Consider the following 19,551-nt stretch of genomic DNA (forward strand, 5'->3'; position numbering starts at 1 on the left):
AGTAAACGTAGAATACGTTTACTTTAACTAGTTTACAGCTTGTTGTCCATATTTAGTCTTTATTGCCTTAAGGATCGAAATTAACAATTGCTGTGTCTTGGTGTCCATGACTGGGAACAATTCACCGATGTTCTTCAGTATTTCATTGAAATCGCTTATATACTCCCGTATATATCGGCTTGATAGATCCGTGATCCACCCATTCAGTAAAGACAATGTTTGATGCCTTTCCGCCATATCCGCTTTATTCAGCGCAACACGTATAGGTCCCCAGATATCCCTGAGTAAACAAGATCTAAAATAATAGCCCTTCAGCATCTCCTTTTGTATCAGAGAAGTCGCATCTATACACTCCTCTACCAATCTTCCTACACGTATGGAGCTTTCCAGCGCTTCGATGCTGGATGCTGATTTAGTTATCGAACCTAGCCGCCCCCTGTAATGGTATGTGACGTCAGATAGATTAAAAATATTCTCGGCACGGAGCATGGCTGAAATCGTAAAGATTTGGTCTTCTCCAAAACTGATATCTTCATGGAAGGACATTTCTTTTATCAAAGACTTTCTATATAACTTCCCCCAGCAAAAAATGCTATACATGATGGAAGGATTTTCTTGGATATTTATGTACCCTTCCCTCTTTAACTCAGGAAAAACCCTTGTCAGTCCTGCTTCTTTAAATGCTCCATCAACCAAGTGGTCAAAAGGAGCCGTGACTAAATCCGCCCCTGCCTTGCTTGCAGCATTATATAGGTTTTCCAATGCATCATGCGGCAGCACATCATCCGAATCGGCAAAAAATACATACTCCCCGTTTGCATGTCTCAGGCCCAAATTACGAGAAGCCGAAACCCCTGCATTTTCAGGCTGACGTATCAGCCTGATATTGGATGGGAACCTTTTTCTTTTTCGCTCGGCAAGCTCCCATGAAGCGTCAGTCGAGCAATCATCAACAATCAGTAACTCCACCTCATCGAACATTGTTTGCGCGGTGATGGAATCAATGGTCTCTTCTATATAAAGCTCCACATTATACATAGGTACAATGACGGTTATTTGGTAATCCTTCATTTAATTCGCCTCTGCCTGCTGTCTTTCTTGCCGGGATAGATAATTACCCGGAAACATCTTATTCATAATTTTACGGAAGGAAGCAATATCTTTTTCTTCTCCCTTGCTTTGCAAACATTCCATTACCATTTCATATACTTTGAAATGGCTGACGTCCTGTTTGATAGCTTGGAATCCAAATGTCAAGGCAAGATCAATATCGTTATTGGAAATCGCAAGTTCCATTACATTGACGAAGTCCTTATCATTCAAACTGGAAGAATCCGAAGCCGCATAGAATTCAGCACTTAATTCTTTATATCCATGTGCGTACAATACGCGGGCAATTATATTATTCAAACTTCCCGACTGGATTGTATCAACGATTTTTTCGAAGCAATCAAATGATTGCATTCTGACCGTCCTGGACAGTAATCGCTCCAGCTCACCCAAATTATTATCCAAGTTCGTCAAGGTTATAAGTGACTTCAACAAACGATGATCTTCCTGGGTAAGGGAGGGCTTCAAATTATCCAGGAAAGTCTTGTCATCCAATTCGATAGATATAATGACTAGATCAAACAAATCAAAATAGCTGTCAGCGAACAGCTGCAGAATGGAGTAATCAGCTATTTTTGTTTTAATTGCCTCAAAGTCGCCTTTCCCGATCAGCAGTTTCAATTCCAGGCCGCTTGTTCTTGGTATTCGTTTTCTTTCTAAAAGCAGCTCAACCAGAGAAATCGCCCCTATTTCCAATAATGCCTTTATATATACACGCTCGGAGGTGCGACTATTCATCAAATCATTATTTTCAATGAATTGGGCAACTTCGGTATCTGTATGGGAGGATAGCAATAACCGAAATAGACGTGTTATCGTTTCCCCGTCATTCTTGTTGAAATTAAGCGCTTTGCTATAATTCTTTACAGCTTTGGTGAGGTCTCCCTCTTCCTCATGGATTTTGCCCAATGTATAGAATGGCAGGTACTCTAAATAATTGACACTGTTAACTACTCCCCACTGTTTGCCCCAGTCAAGGTAAGCCAATTCCTGTTTTGTTTCCCTGTACCTTCCTTGCGAATAGAGAATCAATGCTTTCTGGACCCGAAAATCAATCGCTCCAGACCATAGCTCTATCGCTTCTTCCACGATCTTCAAAGCCTCTTGGTATCTCTTGAGATTCCCTAAACAATAGATCAGTCTTTCCACCGCAAGAGGTACCCAAAGGTATTGGATGGAATCTTTCTTTTGGAATGCTTTTTTATATAAATCGGCAGCTTCTGCAAATTTTTGCTGTGAAAGCACTTCATTTCCTAAGTTGAAATAATCAAATCCAGTATTTTTCCCTTTTAGTTCTGTGTTGATCAAAGGAGTGTTTCGGGAGTTTTTATCTTTTTTCTTGAGCGTACGCTCTAAATAACCGGAGTGGTAAATGGACAGATTCAATGAAGCTATTTTTAATGTCCCATTTGCAATTTTCAGTTGCTCATGCACTTTTCGATAAAAACTTATGGAAGGAGTATTTTTATAGATTCGTATCGTCGGAGTGTGTGTAACACCTTCTCCTAATTCTCCCAAGAAGTTTACTTGCGTCACCATGAAAGCATCTGCTTGATCGTCATCAAAATTTTTCAACTCAGTTATGACATCTTTGAAATTCTCTTCATCCACATACTCATCGGCATCAAGGTAAATAATCCATTTCCCGGAAGCTTTTGATTGAGCGAAGTTCCGAGCAGCCGAAAAGTCGTTCACCCATTCAAAATCATATACATGCTCTGTATATGCTGCTGCAATTTCTTTTGTCCGGTCTGCAGAACCGGTATCGATGATGATGATTTCATCCACCAGTCCCTTAACGGAGTCCAGACATCTATTTAAAACAGTTTCTTCATCTTTTGCAATCATGCACAGAGAAATGAAAGGTTTCATGGTAATCCCCCTATATGAAATAAAAATATCGTATCAAGTTACTTGATACGATATTTTTATAAAGGAGCAAAGAATGCTCCTTTATAGATTGATTATTGTAGCAACTGAAGAACGCCTTGTGGCTGTTGGTTAGCCTGTGCAAGCATGGACTGTGCAGCTTGGGAAAGGATGTTGTTCTTAGTGAATTCCATCATTTCTTTCGCCATGTCTACGTCTCTTACACGGGATTCAGCAGCAGTCAAGTTCTCGGAAGACGTGTTCAAGTTGTTGATTGTGTGTTCCAGGCGGTTTTGGTTCGCACCAAGGTTAGAACGGAAGCTGGACACGCTGTTGATCGCTTCATCGATTGTAGAGATCACACCAGAGATTTCAGATGCAGTTGCAGTGCTGATATCCAGATCTTTCACACCAAGAGTTGTAGCATCCATAGCTTGAAGTGAAACTGTCAGAAGCTGGCCGCTGTTTGCACCGATTTGGAATGTAACTTCTGATGTAGTACCGTTAAGAAGTTTTTTCGTGTTGAACTCTGTATCAGAAGAGATACGGTCGATTTCTTTTGCCAATTCGTTGAACTCATCTTGCAAAGCTACACGGTCTTCTGAAGCAGTGTTCGTGTCGTTGGAAGACTGAACTGCAAGCTCACGCATACGCTGTAGAATAGAGTGAGTTTCGTTCAAAGCACCCTCAGCAGTCTGGATTAGGGAAACGCCATCCTGTGCGTTTTTCGCAGCCATGTCTAGACCGCGGATCTGACCACGCATTTTTTCGGAGATAGCCAATCCAGCAGCATCGTCACCAGCACGGTTGATGCGAAGACCAGAAGAAAGTTTTTCTAGTGCGCCTTGTGTAGCAGAGTTGTTAGCACTTAGTTTGTTGTACGTGTTAAGTGCAGAGATATTATGGTTGATTCTCATTTTAAAAATTCCTCCTTGAGTTTAAGTACAGCCCACATCCTTGTGGTTTTCACGGTCCGCAAGCGGTCGGCCGCCCGCTGCTTTCCTGTGCTGTACTATTTATATCGGAGGATATGGCAACATGTTTAGCTTTTTTCTCCATTATTTTTCAAGAAATCGAGTAAATCGACGGATGTGTCTGCTGCAGCGCTGTTTTCCTGCTCAATGGCCAAATAGACTTCCTTTCTATGTATGGCAATATGCCTTGGGGCCTCGATGCCAAGTTTGATTTGTTCACCATCGATACTTAGGATTTTCAATTCTACATCATCACCGATTTTAAGCGATTCGCCGACCTTTCTTGTCAAAACCAGCATTATTCCATCCTCGCTTTCTCAGCTTGCAAGGGTGTACGGGAAGAAAATGCATCAGATAGGATGACTTGCTGTCCCTTCAGTGACTCTCCATTGATGATGATCGGTGCCTGCAGGTTGATCGTGCTATTGGCAAAAGGATCCCGCAGCGTCAAAATGGCTAATACATTCACCTGTTCCGCTTTGGTGATCGCTAATGCTTCTTTGATTGGTTCATCCAAATCAAACGCATAATCTTTATGGAAATGGTAAGGACTAGCCACCACAAAAGCCACGGGAGGCGTTTTTATACTTTGCAAAATCCGGAATACAGGATTCTCCGGAAAATCGATCAATACAAAGCCGGTTTCATCCTGGAATCCTGGCAAACCCTTTTCAAAACGGATAACTTTCTCTTCCTCTACTATCATGCTGCCAAAATATTTCGTTTCGATATTCATGCTTGAACCCCTCATATATTCATCTCAAATCCATTGACTCCATGGAATTTCAAATTCTCAAAGTCTACTTTCAGAGATTGATATTGTGCAATACCAGTATCCACTTGACCTGGCTGATAATCGAATCGCGGATGCTGTGGAGTGTTTCGTATCAGCGGCCGGTTGACTTTCACATCAATCTCCAGCTCAGATGGCTGATAATCGATCTTCACAGCAAAATGCGATGGTATCCATCCAATCGCAAACTCCTTCAAATTTCGTTCTGCGATTCGTTTTGCCTGCGCAACGATCGGATCGCCGCCTTTTTCGATCTCCATCATTTCCTTGCCCTCCTGGACCCGGCGGCTTATGCCTTCAAGCAAGGATTTCCTGCCAAGCTCAGCGAAATCCTCCGTCCGTTTAAAAACCGATTTCAAATCCATGTCATTCCAAGCCTGGGTCTGGTCGATGGTCAGCTTGGATGGTGTTGTGTGCATGGTTATTTCAGCTTTTGGCTGTTGGATGGTTTGCTCGGCTCTTGGCTGTTGGATGTTGACTGCTGCATCTGTTGTATGAAGGCTGATTTTAGCTCGCTGCGATTGTAGCTTTACTTGCGGCATCTGCATGGATAGGCTCCTTCCTATACAAAAAGCTCCGCCGATTGGCAGAGCTTTATCTATTTTTATCGTAAGAAGTCCATCAAGGTCGGCTGGATGATTCGTGCACCCGCTGACATAGCAGCTCGGTGGACTGCTTCCTGGGACACGAGATTCATGATGACTTCTTCCATTTCGGCATCTTCATTATTGGACATTAATTCTGTCGCTGATAATTCCTGATCATCCAAACGCGACGATACAAGGTCCAGCCGGTTCATCCTTGCACCTAAATCGGCTCGCTCATTGATAAGGCTATTGATATTTTCATCGATCGTACCGATATAAGCATCCAAATCTTCATCTGGGGTATCAGAACGGAGCGCAGCAGAGAAGCTTTCCAAATCACTGAACAATTTCTCTCCGAATACAGCATCTCCATCCACATTCACTTTTACATCGACGCCCTTGGATAAAGTAAGGCTGACTGCATTCGAATTATTATCCACCGTCACACTTCCATCTTCATTGATCGTCACGGGCGCTGCATCGGTGTTGGTTCCGTTAAAAATATACTTACCATTTACTTGTGTATTGGCTATCGTCGCCAGCTGCTCTTTGAGCTGATCCACTTCTTCTGCAATATTCTCCCGCTGCCCTTCTTCATATGTACCATTGCTGGCTTGGACAGCAAGCTCCCGGATACGCTGCAGGGCACTCGTCGCATTGTTCAAGGCAGAATCAGAGTTATCGATCCAAGTCTGTGCTTCAGATAAATTCCGCTTATACTGCTCGACTTCACGTACCTCGGTCCGATAGCCCATACCTTTTGTGGCAACAACCGGGTCGTCAGAAGGCTTGGTGATTTTCTTACCTGAAGACAGCTGTTCGGAATATTTATTCAGGTCGCTGTAGCTATTGCTCAGGTTACGCAGCATACGGTCGGACATCATACTTTGTGTTATGCGCATCCTTTACTTACCTCCCTACTAATCCCATGTTGTTGATGATCGTATCAAGCATCTCGTCAACCGCTGTCATGCTGCGGGCTGCAGCATTATAGGCGTGCTGGAACTTGATCATGTTCGTCATCTCTTCATCGAGTGACACACTGGAGACGGATTGACGCTGCAGGTCAGCTTGATCCACCAATGAAGTGGAGTTGGCTGCTTGTCTGTTTGCTTCCTGCGCGTTCACCCCTAATGTTCCGATCATGCCTTCATAAAAGCTGCTGATGGAGGTATCGCCTAATTCTTCCAAAGGAGATCGCATTGCTTCGGCCAGTTTCTTCGCGTTGTCACCATTTCCGGAAGTACCGTCCGCACTTGCTGCAATCAGATCCGGGTTCCCCTCGATTTCAGCCGATAGGCTGATGTTAGCGGCAGCGCCGTATACAGAATCACCTGCGTCAAAGAAATCGATGCCGGATAAGCTGCCATCTTTCGTATAGCCTGTCTGCTGGACAGCATTAAGGGCCTTTGCAAAGTTGAATGCCATTTTATCAAGATTCTGCATCATTTCCGGGTATGTACCTTTAATAGCTCCATCTTCCAAATAACCATAGGAATCTATCAGACCTTTAAGTTCACCCTTGGATGTGAATTCCTCTACAGGAATCTCTGTATCTCCAAAAGTGATGCTTTGAACGCCTTCCATGCCGTTTTCATCTTGTCCATATTGCACGGACATTTCCTGATAGGTCTTTGTATCCGGGTCGACCAAAACCGCTTGGGGCGCACCTTCCTCATCAACCAAAGTAATCTTGGCGATACCTTGGGCGGCTGTCGGCGCCATGCCGCCGGATTCCTGGTATTCCACTTTGATGTTGACCATCGAAGACAGCTCATCGATGAGCACATCCCGTTTATCATACAGATCATTCGTCACCATGCCATGCGGTTCCATCTTAGCGATCTGTTTGTTCAATTCATTGATTTGATTCAAATAGGAATTGATGCTTTTGACGGACACATTGTCAATCTGATCTTGCAAGTCGCCTCGGACATTGCTGAGGCTGCTGGAGATATAGTTGAACGTATCTGCAACAGCTTGTCCTTTTTGCAAGGCGACAGAACGAGCACCGGACTCCTCCGGGGTTGCCGATAAATCCTGGAGTGCGCTCCAGAAATCATCCATGACAGCTGACAAGCCTGAATCAGAAGGCTCGTTCATGATGCCTTCCATACGGCTCAATGCTTCTGATTTTGTATTCCAAAAGCTGGCTGTACCAGTTTGCGAACGATATTGCGCATCCAGATAACTGTTGCGGATCCGTTCGATCGATCCTGCCTCGACGCCTGTTCCCTGCTGGCCGACCACTTGCGGACGATTGCGTCCTGCGGCTGGATATGGGGAGATTTGTTCGAAGTTGACACGTTGTCTAGTGTAGCCTTCTGTGTTGGCATTGGCTATGTTATTGCTTGTCGTGTATAGTGCCGTCTGCTGTGCAAATAGCGCAGAGCGGGCGATTTCTAATCCTGCAAATGTCGATCCCATTTATTCATTCCCCTTTTACCGATGGCTTTCCGTAATAGTGTTATGCTTTGGAGTCGAATAGAGCGCGATTCTGCGGCCGCTGCTGATCCTGGTCGGGAGTGCCGTAATTCAATGATTGGATGGAGGGAGCAAGCATATCCAGTGAAACCTGCAAAAATTGCATCGACTGCTCCAGCAGCTGCTGATTGAGTGCTTCCTGCTTTTTTAGCTCCGTCACTGCCTCTGTCAATCCGATCAGCTCTTTTTCAAGCTGACGCACCATCTGCTGATCCGTAATCTGTTCCAAAAGCTCGGTAACAGTGGACGGCACTGGAAGGCCGGCAGAAACTGCCCATGATTCCGTTTGTTTGATCCGAAGCTTTTCGAGCTGGGATACAGCCTGCACATGCTTCTTCTCGGCAAGCAGCTGCTTTTGGAGGCTGTCCATATCATTTGATTTCAAATAATCCGTTTTGAGACGGCTGATTTCCACCAGACTCCGGTGCAATCTATGCAATTTCTCGATCGTTTCGTATAAATCCTGTAAAGCCATGGTTGCTCCTCCTTGGTCTTATGACCAAAAATCCATCATTTTCTTAGCGGTTTTCTCTGCATCGACTTTATATTCGCCATTTTGTACTGCGGCTTTTATCTGTTCCACATGGCTTTTGCGGCTGGCCTGGATTTTGTCGCCTTCCTGGAGGCGCTTCGCCTCCGAGGAGATCTCCAGTTTATCCTGGCGCTGACTTGCTTTCTGCAAATCAGCCTGCTGCTTCAGCTGTTTTGTGTACGGATTGAAACCGGATTGGTTCGGACCTTGAATCTTCATAAGATCTGCACCCCTTTCCAACTTCTTAACACTCTTACAGATAGTATCGGTCAATATCGGGGAAATGTTTAGCGATTTGACTAATTATTTCACAGAGCGATCTGCATTATAATACACGCGCTGCTCTTGTACGCCGGCAACAGTGCGTTTTTCGTCCAATTCACGGGCGATGTCCAGTTCTTTGCGCATTTGATCTTTGCAATCCGCGCAGATTTCACCTTCTGTGATCTGATTGGAACAATTGCGGCAGGAATAGGACAGCATCGGGAATTGGCTTGGCAGCAGCCGTTTTTCACGGACGAATTTGATGATCAATGATTCCGGTACCGTTGTTGCTTCCGTGATTTGCTGGATGGTTGCTTGGCGATTCTCACGTTTGCGCAGATATTGATGGACCATCTGGAAGGAACGTTCTTCCTCTCGATGGCAATTCGGACAAATATCTCGGTAATCTCGTGCGAATACGCTTCCGCAGCGGACGCAATTTGCTAGTTCTAACATAGGCTAACGCCCTCCTCCTAGTATAATAGGTACACTGATTTGTGTCCCGCTTAGTATGATTATAGCATGATAAAGTGATAAAGCCGCTGTTTACACGACATTTGTCATATGGGAAAGTTACCCCCTGATAAGCGTACAGGCAGCCACATAAACGCTGCCATTTTCCTTCATCATTCGAGCAGCATGCCGCAGCGTAGTGCCCGTTGTATAAATATCATCGATCAATACGGCGTATTCCGGCGGCTCTGCCAATAGATAAAAAGGATTATCAGCAGTCAGCCTGTGCAAGCGGCTGCGCTTGGATTGCTTCTCCCCATGCCTCCTGCCCAGCACTTCTTTCTTTTTCGCTCCTGTAAAATCCGCCAGTTCCAAAGCTTGATTGAAGCCTCTCTCGGCCATTCGTTCCGCGCTCAATGGTATGGGCACTGCGACATACTTGGAATCATGGAAATACTGCTGATAGAGTTTCTTGAAGTCTGCTTCGAAAACTTTCCCCAGTACATAATCCCCGCGATACTTCCATCTTGCTATATAATCCTGCATAAATGACTCATACCCATACAACGATACATTCTTCTCAAGTACAGATCGATAGCTGGATTTTTCCCAATACCGGCAATCTGCACAAGTAGCGGAACCTGTCTGCTTCATACAGATGGGGCATCCTGATTCCTTGAGCTGGTGAAAGGACCCGGCGCAGACGGGGCAAAGCAGAGATAAACGCTCAGGCCATAAAAAAGTCGACCAGCTCGGTCTGAAAGTATATGTTTCACCGCAGCCAAAGCAAATCGTCATAAACGCTTTGCCCGTCGATTCATGCCTTGGATGGCTTGTATCGCCTTGTCCATTGCATCACTTCTGCCCTCATGAAAAAAGACGACCTCTCCAGTCGGATCGGCAGGGCTGCGGCCTGCACGGCCAGCAATCTGCACCAGCGCTGCCTCATCGAAGACATCATGGCCGGCATCCAGGATGGCAACATCAACAGAAGGAAATGTAACACCACGTTCCAGGATGGTCGTCGTCAATATAATTGCTGTTTCCCGATTGCGGAATGCCTGTATCTTCTCCTCTCTGTCTTTATCGGCAGCATGTGCGGTGCTGATAAGTGTTTCAGCTTGTTTTTGGGACAGGATTTTTTGTGCAAAGGGGTGCAGTGTCCGCTGCGCTTCTGCCTGCAATGTATCAGCCAGCACAACCGTCGGCAAAAAGACAAGCAGCTGCCTCGACGGATTCCTCCGCTTATGGAGCCACTTTATGAATCCTTTTGGAAAATCACCTTTTTTCAGTTGCTTCCGCAAACCAAAGCACATCTTCACTATTGGTACAGGGAGCGGCTGTCCATGGAAACGTAAGGGAACAAACACATGCGGGAGCGTATTGGCAGCAATCTGCCGCCTTTCTTTCAGCCGTGGAGTTGCGGTGAGGAAAATGGAAGCGCATCTTGGTTTCTTGGCTTTTTCTGAGGCGATATGGAGCATCGGGTCCGCATGATAAGGAAAAGCGTCTATTTCATCGATGATAAGCACATCAAAAGCATGATAAAACCGGAGCAGCTGATGCGTGGTCGCAAGGATAAGCTGACCATCGCCTGTCTTGTCCGGACTGCCGCCATGAAGGGCCTGTACGGCCACTTGCGGAAAAGCCTGCTGGAATCGCGGCAGCAATTCCCGAACGACATCCGCCCGCGGTGTCGCAAGGCAAATCCGTTTTCCATTTTCGAGCGCAGAGGCTATGCCCTGGAACAGCATCTCGGTCTTTCCCGCCCCGCAGACAGCATGGACCAGCAGCTTCCCGCTCTGTTTCATCGCTTGCTCGATTGCATCTGCGGCAGCCTGCTGGTGGAGGGTAAGCTCTCCCTCCCAAGCGCATGGCTTTGTATGCCGCGGCCATTCAGGCGCTGTCCCTGCCCATTCATAAAAATATTCACATGCGCTCACTCTTCCCATCTGAATGCAATTCCGGCAATAGAGATGTATACTGCCGCAAATCTGGCAGGAAATCATTTGCAGGAGAGACTGCGCGGCATTGCAGCGATTGCAGTATGAACCGCTTTTTTCTTTGCGGATAGCTGGAATTTGTTTGAAGTGTTCGTTCTGAAGAGCTTTTCGGAGGGTTGTACTTGATAAGGGGATTTCACGCCGTAATAGCCGCTTGCCGGCATACCGTTTTGGGTCAAGCTCCATGTATTTGCTCCTTTCTATAAAAAAGGGGGAGAAAAAGTTCCTCCCCTGTCACTCTTTGTACCACGTCAGGCCGATTGCACCCTCTCCCAGATGGGTGCCGATAACCGGACCGAAATAAGAGACTTCCACTTCTGCATTCGGGTATTCGGCCGCCAATTCCTGACGAAGACTTTCAGCTTCTTCCGGTCTATTGGCATGGATGAAGCAGGCTTTCATTTTTGCCCCGCTGGATGCCTGTTCGGCGAATAGTGCTTTGATGCGGCTGATGGCTTTCTTCTTTGTACGGATCTTTTCGAAAGGAACGATGACTTTATTCTCGAAATGAAGAACCGGTTTCACCTGGAGCAAACTGCCGATGAGGGCTTGCGCCCCGTTCAGGCGTCCGCCTCGCTGCAGGTTGGAAAGATCATCCACGATGAAATAAGCATCCATCGTTTCCTTCATTTCATCCAGCCGCTTTAAGATGTCTTCCACGGAAGCACCTTGCTTTGCCATGCGGGCTGCTTCCAGTGCATAGAACCCTTGCGCCATGCAGCTCAGCTCGGAATCGTATGCATGGACATCGATTCCATCGACCATATCATCTGCAGCGATCATGGATTGGTAAGTCCCGCTGATTCCGCTGGACAGATGGACACTGATCACAGCGTCATAGCTTTTGCTCAATTCCTCCAGAAGTCCGATCACTTTCCCGACCACTGGCTGCGATGTTTTCGGCAAAGTTTTCTGCTGCTTGACTTTGGCGTAAAATTCCGCAGCAGTGATATCCACTTCCTCTTCATACGTTGCATCGTCGAAAACGACCTGCAATGGAATCATATGTATGTTAAATGCTTCTCGCTGTTCCGGCGTAAGATATGCTGTACTATCTGTCATCACAGCAATATTCATGCTATCGGTCTCCCTTACAATTTTCTGCCTTCTATTTTCTGCCTTCTATTTTCTGCTTTCTATCTTACCCTATGCTTGTTCTTTTTGCATCCGTCAAATAGGAATTTCAATTCAGATCAAGCCAGGAGCAATTGCCAGATGATCAGACGAAACAGCTTTATACTTCCTCTTCTTCGTTAAAAACAAAAAAGTCCGGGCTTCATACCCGGACTTTCAACTCTTATAATACTTCGACCCAGCCGTTGCGGATTGCTGTCACGACTGCCTGTGTACGGTCGTTTACATTCATTTTCTGCAAAATATTGCTGACATGGTTTTTGACTGTCTTTTCACTGATATACAGTGCCTCTGCCACACCGCGGTTGCTCTTGCCATCGGCAAGCAGCTGCAGCACTTCACATTCCCGGCGTGTAAGCAAGTGCAATGGACGGCGGTGCTCACCGATTTTGCTGGAAATGGAGGAGTTGCTTTCCTCTGCAAGGCGACGGTATTCCTTCACAAGATTGTGCGTGACTTTCGGATGCAGATAAGATCCGCCTTCACTGACAACCTTGATGGCATCGATCAAAGAATCTGCATCCATTTCTTTCAGCAAGTAGCCTTGGGCACCTGTTTTCAAAGCATGTGTCACGTAGTTCTCATCATCATGGATGGAGAGGATGATGACGTTGATATCGGGACGATGCTTGATTAAGTCCGCTGTTGCTTGTACACCGTTCGTGGTCGGCATATTGATGTCCATAAGCACGACATCGGGATTATACTTTTCAACCAGATCAAGTGCTTCCGATCCATCATCGCCTTCCGCTACAACCTGGAAAGCAGGTTCGAATTCCAGGATGCGTTTGACGCCCTCTCGAAAAAGCTTATGGTCGTCAATCAATAATATTCCAGTACTCATATGGTTCGCTCCTCCTACAAGTTCTTGTCGTTTTTCATCTGTTGCTGCATTATCTCTTTGTAATAGGCAATTATAAGTGCGTTAACAAATCCCGACTAAATTAATAACATTTTACATGCTTCTAATTATAAGCATAATTACCTGAATACCGCCAGTCTTATCCTTCTGTAAGCGGTACCTTGATCAGGACCCGGGTGCCTTTCCCGATTTCGGAATGGAAAGAAATGGATCCATCCAGCATCTCGACACGTTCCCGCATTCCAATGATCCCAAAGGAATTTTCTTTTTTCACTGTGACGTCGAAGCCCTTGCCATCGTCGACGATGCTGATCACCACCAACTCCTGCATCACTTCCAGGCGGACCTTTATCGAGGTCGGTTCTGCATGCTTGACTGCATTCTGGACCGCTTCCTGGGTAAGGCGGAATAATGCCACTTCATATTTGGGATCCAGCCGCTTTTCGGCTTTCAGTGCCGTAAAGTCGATATGGATATTATTGAATTCCTCGATATTGGCCAAGTACTTCTTGATGGTAGGCAGCAAGCCCAGATCATCCAAGGCCATCGGACGAAGATCGTAGATGATGCGGCGAACTTCATACAGCGAGCTGCGGACCATCTTGCGCATATTTTGGATTTCCAGCAGCGCTTCCTCCGTGCTTCTTTCGCGGAAAGTGCGATCGACCAATTCGGATCTCAGCAGGATATTCGCCAGCATTTGAGCTGGACCATCATGCATCTCCCTGGAGAGCCTGCGTCGTTCTTCCTCTTGCGCTTCGATGATTTTCAAGCCGAATTCCTGTTTTTCTTTGGCATCATGAATCAGCTGGGAAACTTGTTTGAAATCATCATTCAAATAATTCAGGACAACACTGATTTTCCCGACAAGACCTTCCGCACGCTTCATCTTGAGTTCCAATCCTTGCAAACGACGCTGGATCTCATCACGGCGTTCCCGCAGAAGCTTCTCCTTTTCACGGGACATACGAAGCTCGATCTGCAGCTTATGCGTTTGCTCGTACACTTCCCTGATCTCTTCTTCTGAATAGCGATCGAAATCACGGCTTACATCGGACAAGCGCATCTTGGAATAACGGACTTTCTGTTCAAGCTGATCGCCCTCCTTGATCATATCAGCCACTTTCTCCTTCGTGAGCTGCAGGTCGGTAAGGAGCTGCTCGTATTCCATCCGCGACTCTTCCCCTATGTAAAAAATCTCATCCTTGCTGTTCTCGACAGCTTCCACCATCTCGTTGATGATCCGGTCGAGCGCTTTGTCTTCGATTTTCCTGCCCATTTCATTACTCCAATCTTGTATGCTATATCATTCGAATTACCCAACTGCTTTATGGGGTTTACGGGGATACTTTTCTATGTAATCCTTCATATTTCTGCTATCTTTATATAATGAGTGCTCAAGGAGGTAAAATGCAAGATGCTTACAACTTATTTTACCGTAAAAACGGAAGGTTCACACGAAATTGTCATTCAGAAATCCCGTTTTATCGGTCATGTGAAACGCGTCGAAACGGAGGAAGAAGCAATCGCCTTCATCCAGAAAATCAAGAAAGAGCATAAAGACGCCACCCACAATTGCTCCGCCTATATGATCGGTGAACATGACTTGATCCAAAAGGCAAGTGATGATGGAGAACCTAGCGGAACTGCCGGAGTGCCAATCCTGGAAGTGCTGAAAAAAAAGGGCTTAAAGGATACGGCGGTTGTCGTTACTAGGTATTTCGGCGGCATCAAGCTCGGTGCAGGCGGCCTGATTCGCGCGTATTCCGGATCAGCCTCTCAGTCGATCGATGAAATCGGTGTCGTAAAACGACAGCTGATGCAGCTGGCGGAAATCCATATCGATTATACATTGCTCGGAAAAGTCGAAAATGAACTGCGACAATCCGCCTATACACTGCGTACGATTGATTATGCTGATCATGTGGTGCTCCATGTGGCCATGGAATCGGGAAAAGAAGAAGAATTCCGGACCTATGTGACGGATATGACCAATGCACAAGCTGAAATCACCTTTGGCGGTCAAGAATATATAGAAGAAGATGTGTAAAAGTCATTCCGACTTCTGCACATCTTTTTTTTCGACAAATTATTACCCGGGAAATCAATCTCCAGTTCGATGATCCGCTGCCTTCAAACCGCTTAATGCACCTTGATCGGCAATGATGGTCACATTCGGGTGATCCTTGATGATGGAGGCAGGGAATGCTTCTGTTTTATCCCCATATACCAGACGTTCCAATACAGCCGCTTTTTGTTCGCCGGATACAAGCAGAAGCAGTTCCTTGCTTTCCATGATGTTCCGGATCCCCATCGTGATGGCATGTGTCGGGACAGCATCCAAATCCGGAAAGAAACGGGCATTCGCTTTCCTGGTCGTTTCATCCAGTTCCACTACATGCGTCCGGCGCTCGAATGGCGTATATGGTTCATTGAAACCAATATGTCCATTCAGCCCGATACCGATCACTTGCAGGTCAATCCCGCCCGCTCTCTCTATCAGCCGCTCATAAGCAGAGCATGCGGCATCCAGATCAGCCGATTTGCCATTCGGAAGATGCGCATTCCCAGGAGATAAATCGATATGCCGGAATAGATGCTGATGCATATAATAAGCATAGCTGTTTTCATCCTTTGGATCTAGATTCACATATTCATCCAAATTAAAGGTGGTAGCTTCGGCAAAAGAGATGCGTTTTTGTTTATAAGCTTTGATAAGCGCGTCATACATGCCTTCCGGAGTGGATCCGGTCGCAAGTCCAAGTACAGCATCAGGCTTGGCGGAGAGCTTGGTGATGATGCGCTCGGCTGCCATTTCACTGAGCTCGGTGTAATCCTTTGCTTTTTCCATTGTCAGCATGATCATTCCTCCTTCTGGTAAGCAAGATTTCCCCTGCAATAAGTAGCTTGCAATGTCAGCTGGTCATCAAGCAGGACGATATCTGCATCCTTCCCTTTTGTCAGTGATCCTTTCCGATCATATATCTTATACTGTTTGGCGGGATTCTCGGCCGTCATTTTGGCGATATCCAAAACAGATGCATCTGCAAATGCAGCCATGTTGCGTACAGCATCTTTCATCTGAAGCATACTGCCGGCCAGCGTCCCATCAGGAAGCAGAGCCTTGCCTTCCTTGACCGTCACAGCTTGGCCGCCCAGATCATACGTACCATCTTCCAACCCTTTTCCGCGCAAGGAATCCGTAATGAGAATCAGCCGTTCCGGACCAACGTTTTGATAAATCAACCGAAGCATTTCGGGTGCGACATGGATGCCATCCGCTATCAGCTCAGATGAAAGCGTGGATAACAAGAACCCGGCTCCGACAGCACCCACGTCTCGATGGTGTATGCCATTCATCTGATTGCATAAATGGGTCAGCTGCCCGATGCCATGTCTTGCAGCCTCCTTCATCTGTTCAAAGGACGCATCTGTATGACCGGCCGATGCCACGATTCGTTCCGAAGCAAGCAGCTCCGTCAATCGGTAGTCTTCATCACATTCCGGAGCCAGGGTCACCACCCTGATATTGCCGCCCGATAACTGCCTCCATTTCCGGAAAAGCTCGACATCAGGCTTTTGAATATGCGACAGCGGCTGCGCTCCGGCTTTTTTCGGATTGACGAAAGGACCTTCCAGGTGGACACCGATAAGTTCAGCTTCGCCTGTTTGAGCCGAAAACAAGTCAACTTGCTCCAAAGCCGCTTCAATCGCGCCCTGATCCTGTGTGATCGTTGTCGCCAGGAAAGCGGTTGTTCCTTCATTCGGCAGCCAAGCAGCGATTGTATGCAGGCTTTCCTGTGTCGCATCCATCGTATCTGCACCAGCAGCACCATGGATATGCCCATCGATAAACCCCGGTAGCGCATAATGATTTTTCCCATCCACTTCTTTCATATACTGCCGGGATGGTTCCCCTTCCCCTATTTCTGCTATTTTCCCATTCGCTATGCCGATTTGACCAGTCATCATCTTTTCCGGCAGGCAGATCCGGACATTGCGAAGCAAAACTTCTCCCATGACAAGATTCCTTCTTTCGTAGATTATACCGTTAGCGTAGCACAAGGTATGATCATTGTCTAATCATATAGACAATTTATATACAATCATTTTTCGGCATGGTATACTAAGCGAAATGAAACGATGGAGGAGAACCAGTATGATCGACAAAAACTCGCCGATTCCGCTTTATTACCAGCTGGAGCAGGCGATCCGCGAACACATCGAGACAGGCACTTTAACACCCGGCGAAATGCTGCCGCCCGAACGGCATTATACCGAGTCATTGGGCATCAGCCGAATGACAGTAAGACATGCCATGCAGGCCCTGATTGAGGATGGCCTGCTGGAAAGAAGACGGAATAAAGGTCTTTTTGTGAAAGAGCAGCCATTTCACCAATCCTTGGCGAAATTGACAAGCTTCCGCGAGGATATGCTGGCGCGCGGTCTCACACCATCGAACAAGATATTGGAATGGAAAGAAATCAATTTGAGCAGTTTGGCTGCCGATAAGCTGCAAAAGGAAATCGGCACGAAGGCTATCCGGATCAAACGGCTGCGTTTGGCGGATGAAGAGCCGATTGCAGTGGAGACGATCACTTCCCCGCTGGAAATGACCAAGAACTTGACGGAGACTAAATTAAAAGAGAGCTTCTATAAATATTTGGAAGAGGACATGCAGCTCACGCTCCATCGCGCGGAACAGGAAATAGAAGCTTTATTGGCTGATGAAGAAACAGCCAGCTTACTGAACATATCGCCAGGTGATGCAGTTTTGCGGATTCATCGCTTGTCCTATCTGAAGGATGAACGTCCGTTCGAATATGTAACAAGCACGTATAGAGCAGATAAATACACGTTCACAAGCAGTTTTTACCGCTAAGACAGACAAAAAGAGCAGCACCGGTTCCCGGTACACTGCTCTTAGTTTTGACTTGTCATTCGATATGATTGCAATTCTTGAATTAGCTTTCTCATCATGGCATCCGTATCGTTGATTTGTTTGTTTTCCGTCTGGGAGATCAGTTTCGCTAAGATGTGTTTATAAATATCCTGCTCTCTCACTATGTCACCTCGTTTGGTAAATCGATACAATACATTATGTACGCAAGCTGAATCACGTGACACATAGTGAACTATACCACATCCATTGCAAAACGATGTCCATTTTTGCCAAAAATAAGAATTTAGACGCATCTATGATCGTTTCCAATAAATGCGGTATAGATTTTTGCCGATAATCACCACTAATAATCCCACACATGCCCCGATTGTATCGATCATGACATCACCCACATAAGGAGTCCTGCCAGGAGTAAGGCTTTGATGGAATTCATCAAAACACGCGTATAGGATCGAAATCACCAAGGAAATCCGCAGCGACATGCGATATTTCAGACCGAATCCTTTATAAAGCGCCGCGAATGCGAGAATCGCCAGACAGAAATAAACACTGAAATGGGCTGCTTTCCTTATGAAAAATTCCACAACGGAATAAATTCCTACTGCCTGGACACTGACTTCCTGCCCATGATAGGTAAAGTGTATCGGTGATAGGAACGGTTCAAGCGGACTTAAATCGACATGGGAAGCAAGCATCGGCTTGATATCCTGTTCCTGATAAGGAGTGGCAGAAAACAGGAAAATGATGAGGATACAAGCCAATGGCAGCATACCATAAACCCATTTTTTCAAGCTCATCTCCTCCCCTCCCTTTTTCTGGATAAGTCACGATTATACCATAGACGCAGTTATAAAGGCAGTGTATCCACTGCTTTGCTTTACTAAACCTTTACATGAAACGGCTTTCCCGCTGGATAAATTTTATATATAATAATGCTGACTATAATCCAACCCGCCCGTACATAAAGGAGAATATATGAAACAATTCGCTGTCATATTCGTCATTGCCGGACTTTTGCTGGTAGGTTACGGAGGTTTCGAATGGTACGCTTCTTCCAAAGCGCAGAAAGATTCCCTTTCCGATGCCAAAACGATGCTTCACGAAGCACATGCAGCAGAAAAGCTCACACCCGAGGAAGCAGAAGAGGAAGCCAGCAGCTTCGAGCCTGGACAAGGCGATGTAGTCGGTGTCCTGCATGTACCAAAGCTGGATGCTGATCTCCCGATCGTGGAAGGGACGGATGCAGATGACTTGGAAAAAGGTGTCGGTCATTATAAAGGAACCGCCTATCCACTTCAAAATGATCAGATTGTCTTATCGGGTCACCGCGATACTGTCTTTCGAAATATGGGGGAAGTGAAGGTAGGCGATACTTTCGTCGTGGAAATGCCATATGGTTCCTTCACTTATAAAGTAGAAAATACGAAAATCGTCGATAAGGACGATTTGACGGTCATTGTCCCTACCGCTCCTGATGAAGTGCTGACCGTGACGACATGCTATCCGTTCTCCTATATCGGAGATGCTCCCGAGCGCTTTGTCTGGACAGCTGTACCTGTCGATACAGAAAAAACCGGGCAGCC

At 46.2% G+C, this 19,551-nt stretch carries 22 protein-coding genes; 3 read left to right on the forward strand and 19 right to left on the reverse strand.

All coding sequences use genetic code 11. The features are described from left to right. Positions 1-27: 27 nt before the first annotated feature. From CHH53_RS16365 to CHH53_RS16440, 16 genes are all read right to left on the reverse strand, one after another. Positions 28-1,071: a glycosyltransferase family 2 protein gene (locus CHH53_RS16365; protein WP_095217207.1), complete on the reverse strand. Its 1,044-nt coding sequence runs from the start codon at positions 1,069-1,071 to the stop codon at positions 28-30. Next, on the reverse strand, positions 1,072-2,982 hold the full coding sequence (locus CHH53_RS16370; RefSeq protein WP_095217208.1) for a tetratricopeptide repeat-containing glycosyltransferase family 2 protein: 1,911 nt from the start codon (positions 2,980-2,982) through the stop codon (positions 1,072-1,074). It lies immediately after the preceding gene. 92 nt (positions 2,983-3,074) lie between these two features. After that, positions 3,075-3,896 carry a flagellin N-terminal helical domain-containing protein gene (locus CHH53_RS16375; protein WP_095217209.1) on the reverse strand — a complete coding sequence of 274 codons (822 nt, stop codon included), beginning with the start codon at positions 3,894-3,896 and terminating at the stop codon, positions 3,075-3,077. Positions 3,897-4,021: 125 nt separating this feature from the next. Next, on the reverse strand, positions 4,022-4,252 hold the full coding sequence (gene csrA, locus CHH53_RS16380; protein ID WP_095217210.1) for a carbon storage regulator CsrA: 231 nt from the start codon (positions 4,250-4,252) through the stop codon (positions 4,022-4,024). Beyond that, positions 4,252-4,689: a flagellar assembly protein FliW gene (gene fliW / locus CHH53_RS16385; RefSeq protein WP_095217211.1), complete on the reverse strand. Its 438-nt coding sequence runs from the start codon at positions 4,687-4,689 to the stop codon at positions 4,252-4,254. Before fliW ends, csrA begins: the two co-directional genes overlap by 1 nt. 11 nt (positions 4,690-4,700) lie before the next feature. After that, positions 4,701-5,294, reverse strand: a complete 594-nt coding sequence (locus CHH53_RS16390) for a DUF6470 family protein (RefSeq protein WP_095217212.1) — start codon at positions 5,292-5,294, stop codon at positions 4,701-4,703. Between the two features lie 56 nt (positions 5,295-5,350). Continuing rightward, positions 5,351-6,235 (reverse strand): flagellar hook-associated protein FlgL, encoded by an 885-nt coding sequence (gene flgL / locus CHH53_RS16395; protein ID WP_095217213.1) that lies wholly within the window; start codon positions 6,233-6,235, stop codon positions 5,351-5,353. Positions 6,236-6,242: 7 nt separating this feature from the next. After that, positions 6,243-7,760 carry a flagellar hook-associated protein FlgK gene (gene flgK, locus CHH53_RS16400; protein ID WP_095217214.1) on the reverse strand — a complete coding sequence of 506 codons (1,518 nt, stop codon included), beginning with the start codon at positions 7,758-7,760 and terminating at the stop codon, positions 6,243-6,245. 40 nt (positions 7,761-7,800) lie between these two features. After that, on the reverse strand, positions 7,801-8,292 hold the full coding sequence (locus CHH53_RS16405) for a flagellar protein FlgN (protein ID WP_095217215.1): 492 nt from the start codon (positions 8,290-8,292) through the stop codon (positions 7,801-7,803). A gap of 18 nt (positions 8,293-8,310) precedes the next feature. Then, on the reverse strand, positions 8,311-8,568 hold the full coding sequence (gene flgM / locus CHH53_RS16410; RefSeq protein WP_095217216.1) for a flagellar biosynthesis anti-sigma factor FlgM: 258 nt from the start codon (positions 8,566-8,568) through the stop codon (positions 8,311-8,313). 84 nt (positions 8,569-8,652) lie between these two features. Next, entirely contained in the window at positions 8,653-9,069 is a 417-nt protein-coding gene (locus CHH53_RS16415) for a TIGR03826 family flagellar region protein (RefSeq protein ID WP_095217217.1), read from the reverse strand. A gap of 117 nt (positions 9,070-9,186) precedes the next feature. Then, positions 9,187-9,720 carry a ComF family protein gene (locus CHH53_RS16420; RefSeq protein WP_095217218.1) on the reverse strand — a complete coding sequence of 178 codons (534 nt, stop codon included), beginning with the start codon at positions 9,718-9,720 and terminating at the stop codon, positions 9,187-9,189. 140 nt (positions 9,721-9,860) lie between these two features. Beyond that, on the reverse strand, positions 9,861-11,255 hold the full coding sequence (locus tag CHH53_RS16425) for an ATP-dependent helicase ComFA (RefSeq protein ID WP_095217219.1): 1,395 nt from the start codon (positions 11,253-11,255) through the stop codon (positions 9,861-9,863). 48 nt (positions 11,256-11,303) lie between these two features. Beyond that, positions 11,304-12,146, reverse strand: a complete 843-nt coding sequence (locus CHH53_RS16430; protein WP_095217220.1) for a DegV family protein — start codon at positions 12,144-12,146, stop codon at positions 11,304-11,306. Positions 12,147-12,366: 220 nt separating this feature from the next. After that, the gene (locus CHH53_RS16435; RefSeq protein WP_093725495.1) at positions 12,367-13,047 is read right to left on the reverse strand and encodes a response regulator; all 681 of its coding nucleotides are present in this window, start codon (positions 13,045-13,047) and stop codon (positions 12,367-12,369) included. 157 nt (positions 13,048-13,204) lie between these two features. Continuing rightward, positions 13,205-14,344 (reverse strand): sensor histidine kinase, encoded by a 1,140-nt coding sequence (locus CHH53_RS16440; RefSeq protein ID WP_095217221.1) that lies wholly within the window; start codon positions 14,342-14,344, stop codon positions 13,205-13,207. A 138-nt stretch (positions 14,345-14,482) separates the two neighbouring features. Here CHH53_RS16440 and CHH53_RS16445 point away from each other — a divergent pair, with 138 nt between their 5' ends. After that, entirely contained in the window at positions 14,483-15,115 is a 633-nt protein-coding gene (locus tag CHH53_RS16445; RefSeq protein ID WP_095217222.1) for a YigZ family protein, read from the forward strand. Between the two features lie 54 nt (positions 15,116-15,169). On the opposite strand, the gene nagB is transcribed toward CHH53_RS16445, so the two are convergent. Beyond that, a complete protein-coding gene (gene nagB / locus CHH53_RS16450) occupies positions 15,170-15,925 on the reverse strand; it encodes a glucosamine-6-phosphate deaminase (RefSeq protein ID WP_369819908.1) in 756 nt (251 codons plus the stop codon). A 2-nt stretch (positions 15,926-15,927) separates the two neighbouring features. Beyond that, a complete protein-coding gene (gene nagA, locus CHH53_RS16455) occupies positions 15,928-17,085 on the reverse strand; it encodes an N-acetylglucosamine-6-phosphate deacetylase (protein WP_095217223.1) in 1,158 nt (385 codons plus the stop codon). 139 nt (positions 17,086-17,224) lie between these two features. On the opposite strand from nagA, the gene CHH53_RS16460 reads away from it, so the two are divergent. After that, positions 17,225-17,947: a GntR family transcriptional regulator gene (locus tag CHH53_RS16460; RefSeq protein WP_158221591.1), complete on the forward strand. Its 723-nt coding sequence runs from the start codon at positions 17,225-17,227 to the stop codon at positions 17,945-17,947. Positions 17,948-18,261: 314 nt separating this feature from the next. On the opposite strand, the gene CHH53_RS16470 is transcribed toward CHH53_RS16460, so the two are convergent. Further along, positions 18,262-18,765, reverse strand: coding sequence for a VanZ family protein (locus CHH53_RS16470; RefSeq protein WP_233135180.1), 504 nt, complete (start codon positions 18,763-18,765; stop codon positions 18,262-18,264). Positions 18,766-18,943: 178 nt separating this feature from the next. On the opposite strand from CHH53_RS16470, the gene CHH53_RS16475 reads away from it, so the two are divergent. Continuing rightward, positions 18,944-19,551: class D sortase (locus tag CHH53_RS16475; RefSeq protein ID WP_095217226.1), on the forward strand; the 608-nt coding region annotated here is incomplete at its 3' end.

It is taken from the genome of Terribacillus sp. 7520-G (assembly GCF_002271665.1).
In the GTDB taxonomy this organism is placed as follows: domain Bacteria; phylum Bacillota; class Bacilli; order Bacillales; family Amphibacillaceae; genus Terribacillus.

What these genes read in the sequence shown, in the direction of transcription:
- CHH53_RS16365 (WP_095217207.1), bottom strand. Translation starts at nt 1,071, where the DNA reads ATGAAGGATTACCAAATAACCGTCATTGTACCTATGTATAATGTGGAG.
- CHH53_RS16370 (WP_095217208.1), bottom strand. Translation starts at nt 2,982, where the DNA reads ATGAAACCTTTCATTTCTCTGTGCATGATTGCAAAAGATGAAGAAACT.
- CHH53_RS16375 (WP_095217209.1), bottom strand. Translation starts at nt 3,896, where the DNA reads ATGAGAATCAACCATAATATCTCTGCACTTAACACGTACAACAAACTA.
- csrA (WP_095217210.1), bottom strand. Translation starts at nt 4,252, where the DNA reads ATGCTGGTTTTGACAAGAAAGGTCGGCGAATCGCTTAAAATCGGTGAT.
- fliW (WP_095217211.1), bottom strand. Translation starts at nt 4,689, where the DNA reads ATGAATATCGAAACGAAATATTTTGGCAGCATGATAGTAGAGGAAGAG.
- CHH53_RS16390 (WP_095217212.1), bottom strand. Translation starts at nt 5,294, where the DNA reads ATGCAGATGCCGCAAGTAAAGCTACAATCGCAGCGAGCTAAAATCAGC.
- flgL (WP_095217213.1), bottom strand. Translation starts at nt 6,235, where the DNA reads ATGCGCATAACACAAAGTATGATGTCCGACCGTATGCTGCGTAACCTG.
- flgK (WP_095217214.1), bottom strand. Translation starts at nt 7,760, where the DNA reads ATGGGATCGACATTTGCAGGATTAGAAATCGCCCGCTCTGCGCTATTT.
- CHH53_RS16405 (WP_095217215.1), bottom strand. Translation starts at nt 8,292, where the DNA reads ATGGCTTTACAGGATTTATACGAAACGATCGAGAAATTGCATAGATTG.
- flgM (WP_095217216.1), bottom strand. Translation starts at nt 8,568, where the DNA reads ATGAAGATTCAAGGTCCGAACCAATCCGGTTTCAATCCGTACACAAAA.
- CHH53_RS16415 (WP_095217217.1), bottom strand. Translation starts at nt 9,069, where the DNA reads ATGTTAGAACTAGCAAATTGCGTCCGCTGCGGAAGCGTATTCGCACGA.
- CHH53_RS16420 (WP_095217218.1), bottom strand. Translation starts at nt 9,720, where the DNA reads ATGAAGCAGACAGGTTCCGCTACTTGTGCAGATTGCCGGTATTGGGAA.
- CHH53_RS16425 (WP_095217219.1), bottom strand. Translation starts at nt 11,255, where the DNA reads ATGGAGCTTGACCCAAAACGGTATGCCGGCAAGCGGCTATTACGGCGT.
- CHH53_RS16430 (WP_095217220.1), bottom strand. Translation starts at nt 12,146, where the DNA reads ATGAATATTGCTGTGATGACAGATAGTACAGCATATCTTACGCCGGAA.
- CHH53_RS16435 (WP_093725495.1), bottom strand. Translation starts at nt 13,047, where the DNA reads ATGAGTACTGGAATATTATTGATTGACGACCATAAGCTTTTTCGAGAG.
- CHH53_RS16440 (WP_095217221.1), bottom strand. Translation starts at nt 14,344, where the DNA reads ATGGGCAGGAAAATCGAAGACAAAGCGCTCGACCGGATCATCAACGAG.
- CHH53_RS16445 (WP_095217222.1), top strand. Translation starts at nt 14,483, where the DNA reads ATGCTTACAACTTATTTTACCGTAAAAACGGAAGGTTCACACGAAATT.
- nagB (WP_369819908.1), bottom strand. Translation starts at nt 15,925, where the DNA reads ATGCTGACAATGGAAAAAGCAAAGGATTACACCGAGCTCAGTGAAATG.
- nagA (WP_095217223.1), bottom strand. Translation starts at nt 17,085, where the DNA reads ATGGGAGAAGTTTTGCTTCGCAATGTCCGGATCTGCCTGCCGGAAAAG.
- CHH53_RS16460 (WP_158221591.1), top strand. Translation starts at nt 17,225, where the DNA reads ATGATCGACAAAAACTCGCCGATTCCGCTTTATTACCAGCTGGAGCAG.
- CHH53_RS16470 (WP_233135180.1), bottom strand. Translation starts at nt 18,765, where the DNA reads ATGAGCTTGAAAAAATGGGTTTATGGTATGCTGCCATTGGCTTGTATC.